At 44.8% G+C, this 9,178-nt stretch carries 6 protein-coding genes; 4 read left to right on the top strand and 2 right to left on the bottom strand.

The features are described from left to right. Both WBM98_RS06490 and WBM98_RS06495 read right to left on the bottom strand, forming a co-directional pair. On the bottom strand, positions 1-2,127 hold a 2,127-nt coding region (locus WBM98_RS06490; protein ID WP_424365214.1), incomplete at its 3' end, for a glycoside hydrolase family 2 TIM barrel-domain containing protein. A gap of 143 nt (positions 2,128-2,270) precedes the next feature. Continuing rightward, the gene (locus tag WBM98_RS06495) at positions 2,271-3,899 is read right to left on the bottom strand and encodes a carboxylesterase/lipase family protein (RefSeq protein WP_424365215.1); all 1,629 of its coding nucleotides are present in this window, start codon (positions 3,897-3,899) and stop codon (positions 2,271-2,273) included. An 88-nt stretch (positions 3,900-3,987) separates the two neighbouring features. Between WBM98_RS06495 and WBM98_RS06500 the strand changes: the two genes are divergently transcribed. The 4 genes from WBM98_RS06500 to WBM98_RS06515 all read left to right on the top strand — a co-directional run. Beyond that, positions 3,988-4,710, top strand: a complete 723-nt coding sequence (locus WBM98_RS06500; RefSeq protein WP_424365216.1) for an NUDIX hydrolase — start codon at positions 3,988-3,990, stop codon at positions 4,708-4,710. Positions 4,711-4,814: 104 nt separating this feature from the next. After that, complete coding sequence (locus WBM98_RS06505; RefSeq protein WP_424365219.1) at positions 4,815-5,642, top strand: sugar phosphate isomerase/epimerase family protein; 828 nt, start codon at positions 4,815-4,817, stop codon at positions 5,640-5,642. A gap of 160 nt (positions 5,643-5,802) precedes the next feature. Beyond that, complete coding sequence (locus WBM98_RS06510; RefSeq protein WP_424365217.1) at positions 5,803-7,422, top strand: carboxylesterase/lipase family protein; 1,620 nt, start codon at positions 5,803-5,805, stop codon at positions 7,420-7,422. Positions 7,423-7,440: 18 nt separating this feature from the next. Next, positions 7,441-9,178 (top strand): glycoside hydrolase family 3 protein (locus WBM98_RS06515; protein ID WP_424365218.1); only part of this gene is annotated, 1,738 nt, incomplete at its 3' end.

Consider the following 9,178-nt stretch of genomic DNA (forward strand, 5'->3'; position numbering starts at 1 on the left):
AGCTACATGGTGCCATGTATCATAGAAGTCCACACCGACCTTGGTCTTGGCTGAAAATCTTTTGTGATCGGCCTTGGCATTGACATAAAACTCCAAAGTGTCCGGATCTTGCATTTGAATGCCATACCCATGCAACCCTTTGCTCAAAAACACATTCGGTTGGGGAATTTTCGATGGTTTTACCCAGAACCCGATAGAGAGGGCATTGCCTGTGATATCCAATGAGGGGTCGCGATAAAACTCGATCCAATCATCATGACCGGAGAATGCAAGACCCCTTCCGGACTTACCATCCACAAAAGTGGGCCGACCCATGATTTGACCATTGTTCTTTTTAGGGGAACGGTCTGGAACCACCCAACGTGGGGTATTGATGCCTGGACTCACAAAATCCCAAATGGCACCGCCCATAGAGCGGGGATAACGGCGTATGATTTCCCAGTATTCGTCCAATCCACCGAGACCATTTCCTGTCGCGGCCAAATACTCATCCATAAACGAGGAACGGTTATCCCCTTCAGGGAGCACATCACCATTAACAATACTTCGTAACCAGAACGGAATATAGTATCGTGGTCCCACAATATCCTCGAAGGGAATGTAGAAAGTATTTCCGCCATACATCCATGCGGGCCTACTAGGATCTATTTCCTTTCCGGTTTCAATGACCGCCTTAATGTTTTCGCCACTACCTGATTCATTGCCCGCACTCCAGATGATTATTGAAGGATGGTTGCGATCCCGGTATACCATTTTCCGTGATCGATCCTTGTACATTTCGGTCCATGCAGGATCCTCGGAGAGTTGGATATTGGCATGGGCCTCATCACCCACTTCGTCCACGACATAAATCCCTAGCTCGTCGGCAAGATCCAAATATTCGGCAGTAGGGGGGTAGTGGCAGGTGCGTACACAGTTCATATTGAACTGTTTCATGATTTCAAGGTCTTTCCGCAGGGTAGCGAGGGGAACGGCCTGTCCCTTTTCGGGGTGGTGCATATGGCTATTGATCCCGTTCAATTTAACGGGAACCCCGTTTACGGTCAATATTTTGTTGGTATATTCCACCTTACGGAATCCTATTTTTTCGGAAAAGGATTCTAAGACACCGCCATTTTCATCCTTTAAAGTGACTAAAAGGGTATACCGGTTCGGGAATTCTGCCGACCATTTTTCAGGTTTGATGACTGCTACGGACAAATCGACTTTTTGGGAAGCTCTTGCGGGAACACCCAGGATGCCGGAAGTTGCCTTACGACCCAATAAAGAATTGTTGTTTGCGTCTAGTACATCGATTTCCAATTGCACCTTATTTTCCCTAACTGCCTCATTGGCTATGAAAGTTGAAAGATGAAGGGTGGCGTCCACGTAGTCCGCATCTAGATCCGTGACCACATAATGGTCTCTGATCAGGGTCTTGGGCTGGGCATATAATTTCACATCCCTGAAAATCCCTGATAAACGCCACATATCCTGATTCTCTAAATAGGAACCATCGCTAAATCGGATGACTTGTACCGCCAACGTATTTTCTCCCGATGTAACAAAAGGGGTAAGGTCGAATTCGGCCGGTTCAAATCCGCCTTGGTTATACCCAACACGCTTGCCGTTGACCCAAACATAGGTGGCCGATTTAACGCCTTCGAAGCGCAATTTTATTTGTTTATCTTCCCAAGCTGAGGGGACGGTAAAGTTACGCCGGTAGCATCCTACAGGGTTGTAATACTCCGGAATATGGGGTGGGTCACTCTCAAAAGTCAGGCTGATATTTCTGAACTTTGGATGGCCATACCCTTCCATTTGCCAATTGCTGGGTACGGGTATCTTGTCCCAACCACTTGTATTATACTGCGGCTGCCAAAATCCTTCCGGGACTTCATCCACTTTAGATACCCATTTAAAATCCCATAGCCCATTCAACAACTGATAATTCATACTGGCTGCCGGATCGTTATGCAAAGCGGCCCTTTCCGAATCAAAGGGTACATGGAAGGCGTGGGGTGCGGTTTGGCCCTTTTCAAAAATTGCGGGGTCTTGCCAATCCTTTGGGGAAAATTCCACCTCTTGTGAAAAGGAGATTAAAGGTAGAATGTTCAAGGTCAAAAAAAGTATAGCGATTCTCTTCATGTTTGGTTTTTTATCAAGCTAAAAATACAAGGTAATCCAATAATGGGAAAGCACCCGTTCCATTCTCAAAGAAAAACGAAAAAGTTATCAAGGCATTTTTTGCAAACAAAAGACAACCCGCATCCTTCTCCCCTTCAGGTATATCAATGGGTATACATGTTATCCAAAAACAAAAAACGCCCATCATTTTCCGCATCCTCGGCCCCACTTTCGGTAGTGATGATCATTACTGGTGGCGTAGTGTCTTGGGCTTGGGCATTCGGCCATTCCGGCAGATGTTCACCATTGGGGTTTCCGGTCTTGATAAAATTGGCGAAATACCCCTGCATGGTTTCCGAGGTTTTAAAATCATCTGTCGTCCAGGCATAATCGCTTACCAAGTGTAGGTTGCCCATACAGTATTCAATTTCACTGGCATGGGGCGCCCCTATGGGCTCGGGCATTTCGGGAGTATCGGCATCTCTTTCCACTGTGCCCCCGGCCAATCCAGAGGCCAGGTTTTGGTCCCTTAAGGGAGGGCGTATTTTGCTGAATAGGTAGCGGTAAACCGATTGATCACTGTTTTTGCGGTGCAGATCGAACCATTTCCAGGTACTGTACACTATAAAACGATCGGATGCCAAGGTTGTGGCGGAACGCTCTATGTCCTTTTCCGACCCAGAAGGATATAATTTCAATGCTTCTGCAAATCTTTCAGGATAGGCTTCCTTGACCTTGGCCACATAATTTGCTTCGGTATAAGGGCCTTGGGTAAAGGCCATTCCGGGAATTTCAGCAGAATTCCAACCCAATAGCAAAGGGATCTGGGCTTGTTCTCCCGAGGCGAATAGCTCCGGAAGGGATTTGGGTAGGAAATATCCATCGATAACCAGTGGAAATCCAAACCGTTGTGATTCGTTGTAGATTTCGTAAATCTCCCGGGTGCTTAATTTTCGAAAGGCCGCGATGGTTGAATACCCGGCTTTTTCCAAAAATTCCTGTCCTAGTTTTTCAGCTTCTGCCAGAGGAACAGGAGCCATGGTAGGATGTATTGCGGCTCCGCTCTCGCCAATGGCTCCGGCTATTAGGTTTTTATTCAATGGAGATGCCATTTGTGCACTTACGCCGATGGATCCGGCCGATTCCCCAGCGATGGTTACTTTCATGGGATCTCCTCCGAAGGCAGCAATATTCTTTTGCACCCATTGTAAAGCTATATGTTGATCTAATTGCCCTTGGTTGCCGGAAGCCTTGTATGGGGACTCTTTGCTTAGGTCGGGATGTGCCAAATTTCCAAACACGTTCAATCGATAATTCGAGGTTATGACAACCATTCCCTGTTTTGCCATGCTTTCCCCATCATAGCGCGGTTCGGAGGCATCTCCCGCCACATTTCCGCCACCATAAAAGTAAACCAGAACAGGTAAGTCCTTGGTGTTCCTATTGGCCGGCGTCCATACATTCAGATATAGGCAATCTTCGCTAACTCCGGCCGAACGCGATTTCATATCACCAAAAACCATGGTTTGCATCGGGCGGGGTCCAAAGGCCTTAGTTTCCTTAACTCCCGTCCAAGGATCTACAGGTTGGGGTGCTTTAAAGCGTAATTCCCCAACAGGGGGTTTGGCGAAGGGGACCCCGAAATAGGTCTGCATTCCAGTATGGGTGTCATAATTCCCTTCAATGATTCCGTTTTCGATCTTGACCTGTACGGGAAATGCATTAAGGGTTTGGGAGGTGAGTTTTTGGGTGGTCACTAAAAGTAAAATACCGAGAATTATAATTTTTTTCATGCGGGAAAGTATTAAGATATATTTATTGTCTCTAATTGTTACAATAATACTTTGTTTTCATGTAATTTTGTCTTTTATTTGAAAAAATATGGCTTCCAAGTCAAAAAAATCATTCAAAAATCTAGAACAAAAGGATTTTATTCAAAATCTTTCCTATGATTCCGTCATTTTCGGGTTCAACGGGGAACAATTGAAAATATTGATCCTTGAATATCATAATACGGGATTGTTCGCTTTACCGGGGGGATTCGTAAACCGGGAAGAAAGTTTGGATGATGCCGTAAAAAGAGGGGTATGGGAACGAACCGGTTTGGATGAAATATATTTCGAACAGTTTCATACCTTCGGTAGTTTGACACGTTCAGATCCCCGGGCCATGAAGCGCATACTGATAGAGAACGATTTTGATTTGGAAACCTATGATTGGATGTTAGATCGTTTTATCTCTGTGACTTACTATGCATTGATCAATTATGATAAGGTAACCCTCAAACCAGATCAGCTTTCCGATAGTATTAATTGGTACCCTATTGAGGAGCTGCCGCCATTGATGATGGATCATGAAAAAATGGTCGATAAGGCTTTGGATGTACTTCGGAATAATCTAGAGAAAAAATTGGTGGGCATGAACTTATTACCCTCTAAATTCACCATGAAACAATTGCAACAGGTATATGAGGCCATCTTGGGTGAGGACTTGCGTCGAACTACCTTTCAACGGCGTATTTTGGCCATGAACATCTTAGAGCGACATGAAAAGTTGTATCAAGGCAAGGCCCATAAAGCGCCTTACCTCTATAGTTTTAAATAAAAGATAAATTTCAAATAAATAAACACAATTACATAATAAAACAAATAAATACAATGAGAAATTCAAAATTCAATTCAGTGGTAAAGGGAGTGCTATTTTCCTTTATGCTTTTGGCTGTTATTACGACCTATGCACAAGAAAAAATCGGAGGATTGGCTTTGTACACCGTGCGTGACGCTATGGGTGAAGATGCCAAGGCTACCCTAAAGGCCGTTGCCGATGCCGGATATAAGAATATAGAGGCGGCGGGTTATTCAGAGGGCAAATTTTATAACATGACACCAGCAGCCTTCAAGGCGTATGTCAAGGAAATTGGGCTTAAGCCGGTTAGTACCCATCAAGGTTCGGTAACCTTGGAAAATGCCGATGCGATGATGGCCGATGTGAAGGCAGCGGGTTTCGAGTATTTTGTGGTTCCAGTACCCCCTATGGGTCTTTTTAAGGTCAATCAAGAAACACGGACGATGGGTATGACCGGTGGTGCTGAGAATTTGGCCAACATCCTAACCACTTTGGGCAAAAAGGCAAAAAAAGCCGGTTTGAAACTGCTCTACCATAACCACGATTTTGAATATAAAAAAGATGCAGATGGTATTGTACCCATTGATTATTTATTGGAGCATTGTGATCCTAAATATGTCAATTTCCAAATGGATCTCTATTGGGTAACCAAGGCAGGTGCCGATCCAGTAGCCTACTTCAATAAATACCCCAAAAGATTCAAAATATGGCATGTTAAGGACATGGATGACCAAGGCAGATTCGCACCCGTGGGTGAGGGACAAATTGATTTTGCGAGAATTTTGGCCAATAAAAAAATATCGGGCATGAAATACTTTATGGTCGAACAAGATATGACCTTTGATGGTTTAAAGCCTCTGGAAGCGATTAAGATCAGTAATGCAGGTCTAAGGAAAATCGGTTTCAAATAGGAAACCTCTTTACTGAATATGGATCCCTTTTAATCGTGAAGTCTGGTTGTGCATGCTCGCATCCAACTTCATCATAGGGCTATACATATTCGGGGCCAAGAAAAGATAACTAGGATTCTTTATAAAGAAAAATATAACGTTTCCAATCAATATGTGTGCAATGAAAAAATTATTCTTTAACATCTGCCTTGTGGGATTCCTGTGTGCCACGTACCATAGTTTAGGACAGGAAGTGATGACCGGTGAAAATGTTGCGGTGACCAACACCTTGTCTGGCAAAGTCCGTGGCTACATTGAAAACGGGATCTATACCTATAAAGGAATTCCTTATGGTAAGGCAGAACGCTTTGAAAAAGCGGTAAAACCAGCAGCTTGGCAAGGAGTTCGTAGTTCCACGATGTATGGTCCGGTAGCTCCTTTATTGACGCCGACGACTATGGTTCAAGATGAATCTGAATTTGTTTTCGATCACGACTGGGGGTATACCAATGAAGATTGTCTTAGTTTGAATGTTTGGACACCCGGCATAGATGCTGCCAAAAAAAGACCGGTACTCTTTTGGATCCATGGGGGTGGTTTTACCGCTGGGTCCAGCCATGAGCTTCCCTCGTATGATGGTGAAAATCTCAGTAATAAAGGCGATGTGGTGGTGGTTTCAATCAACCATCGTTTAAACGTCTTAGGGTTTTTGGACCTATCGGCCTTTGGCGCTAAGTATAACCATTCGGCCAATAATAGCATTTTGGATATGGTACTGGCCCTAGAATGGGTTAGGGACAATATTGAAAACTTTGGCGGTGACCCCAATAATGTGACCATCTTTGGCCAGTCTGGGGGAGGAGCCAAGGTGAATACGCTTATGGCCATGCCAAAGGCGAAGGGCCTTTTTCACAAGGCGATCAATCAAAGTGGTTCTTCCAGGTCAGGGATTTTGACCAAGGAGGATACCCAGGCCATTACCTTGGAAACCTTAGCTATTCTTGGATTGCAAGGATCACAGGTAGATAGTCTTCAGCGCATACCATTTGCCGTGTTGGCCGATGCCAGTTCAAAGGCCTTGAAGCATATTGAAGCAAAAATGCGCGCCTCTGGAAAACCCATCATGGGTTTTGGACTTAGTTGGGGGCCTAGCCAAGATGGGGAAGACCTTCCTTATCAAACAGGGTCCGATGAGGCCCTCGCGCTTTCCAAAGATATTCCTTTACTGATTGGTACTGTGAAGAATGAATTTGCACCTTTTGCCAATATGCGTTTTGTCGGGGCCTCAGAGGAAGCCATTATGGCCCATATCAAGGCGACGTATAAAGAAAAAGCGGAAAGTTATATAAAAGCTGTTAAAAAAGCCTATCCCAATGATACAGACGCCAAGGATTTATTGGATGTTGACACCAGGTTCAGACCAGGAGCGGTCGACCAGGCCAATGCCAAATCAGGACTCGAAGGTAGTGCACCGGTCTATATGTATTTATTCACCTGGCAATCTCCCGTTTTCGATGGTAAATACAAAGCCTTGCATTGTATGGAACTTCCTTTTGTTTTCGATAACATTGCCTTAGCCAACCAAATGACGGGTGGAGGGCAGGAAGCACAGGTGTTGGCCGACAAAATGAGCCGGGCTTGGCTCAATTTTGCCAAGACAGGAAATCCCAATCATGATGGTTTACCAGAATGGCCAAAATACGATACTACCCATACAGCTACCATGCATTTTGATGCCACTTGCGATGTGATACCACAATTGGACAAAGAATTATTTCAAATCGTTCAAGAAAATCAATAACCGGAATAAATTTCTTTCATGAAATCAATAAATACTAATATAGCAATGGGAACCATAGCCCTTTCATTGCTATTGGGAAGTTGTAGTGAAAAATTCACCACGGTACAAAATGACGGGTATATAAGCGTTCATAACAAAGATGCAACTACCTTGGGGTATCATCCCGAATCTGGGGTAAAACTGTTGACCGTTGATCGATATGCCTTTAAAGACCTAAACAAGAACGGAGAATTGGATGCATACGAGGATTGGCGTTTGTCAGCGGATGATCGTGCAAAGGATCTGGCGTCCAAATTGACTTTGGAGGATATTGCCGGACTTATGTTGTACAGTTCACATCAATCCATCCCCGGGGCGAGCCGAGGTTTTGGTTCTTCGAATTACAACGGAAAACCTTATCCCGAAAGTGGGGCTTTAGCCAGTGACTTATCCGACGAACAAAAGAGTTTTTTAAAAGACGACCATGTAAGGCATGTGTTGATTACCAAGGTCGAAACCCCGACCATCGCAGCCCAATGGAACAATAATGCACAAGCATATGTAGAGGGTATTGGTTTTGGAATTCCTGTGAATACCAGCTCGGATCCCAGACATGGCAGTGATTCGTATGCGGAATTCAATGCCGGTGCCGGTGGGACGATTTCAATGTGGCCAGGTACTTTGGGTATTGCCGCCTCTTTTGATCCCGCCTTAATGAAACAGTTTGGAGAAATCGCTTCCCAAGAATATCGTGCACTGGGTATTGCCACGGCACTCTCACCCCAGATAGATTTGGGCACGGAACCCCGATGGAGCCGTTTTGATGGTACCATGGGCGAAGATCCTGATTTGACCACGGACATGGCCAGAGCCTATGTAGATGGGTTCCAATCGACCCAAGATGGGGAGTGGGGTCTTGAAAGTGTAAATGCCATGGTAAAACATTGGCCCGGTGGTGGTCCCGAGGAAGGAGGTCGTGATGGTCATTTTGGATACGGGGCCTACGCCGTTTACCCTGGTAAAAATCTAAAAGAGCATATGCAGCCCTTTACCCAAGGGGCGTTTAAATTGGCAGGACCTACCAAAATGGCATCTGCAGTTATGCCTTATTACACCATTTCAACAGGTGAAGGCGAAGCGGTAGGAAACGGTTTCAACAAGTATTTGATCACCGATGTGCTAAGAGGGGAATATAATTATGATGGTGTGCTTTGTACTGACTGGGGGATTACCCAGGATGTTTCCGCTGTAGACAAATTTGAGGGTAAAAGCTGGGGTGTTGAAACCCTGACCGAGGCCGAACGTCATTACAAAGCCATTATGGCAGGAATGGATCAATTCGGAGGTAATAATGCCATGGGCCCTGTATTGGAAGCTTATAAAATGGGTGTTGCCGAATATGGGGAAGATTTTATGCGTGAGCGATTTGAAGTTTCCGCGGTGCGTTTGTTGAAGAACATTTTTAGGGTTGGACTGTTTGAAGATCCATATTTGGATGTTCAAAAGACCGAAGCGACGGTAGGAAAACCTGAATTCATGCAGGCCGGTTTCAATGCACAATTGCGTTCTGCGGTCCTGCTAAAGAACAATGGTCAAATATTGCCAATAGCGGCAAAAAAGAAAGTATATGTTCCAAAACGCTATATCGCTCCCAGTACCAATTGGTGGGGCATAGTTACTCCTGGAAGATCGGAATCCCCATTTAATTTAGAGGTTGTTTCAAAGTATTATGAGGTAGTCGAGAACTCTCAGGATGCCGATTTTGCCTTGGTCGGCA

Source organism: Maribacter sp. (genome assembly GCF_049667165.1).
Classification (GTDB): Bacteria; Bacteroidota; Bacteroidia; order Flavobacteriales; family Flavobacteriaceae; genus Maribacter_A.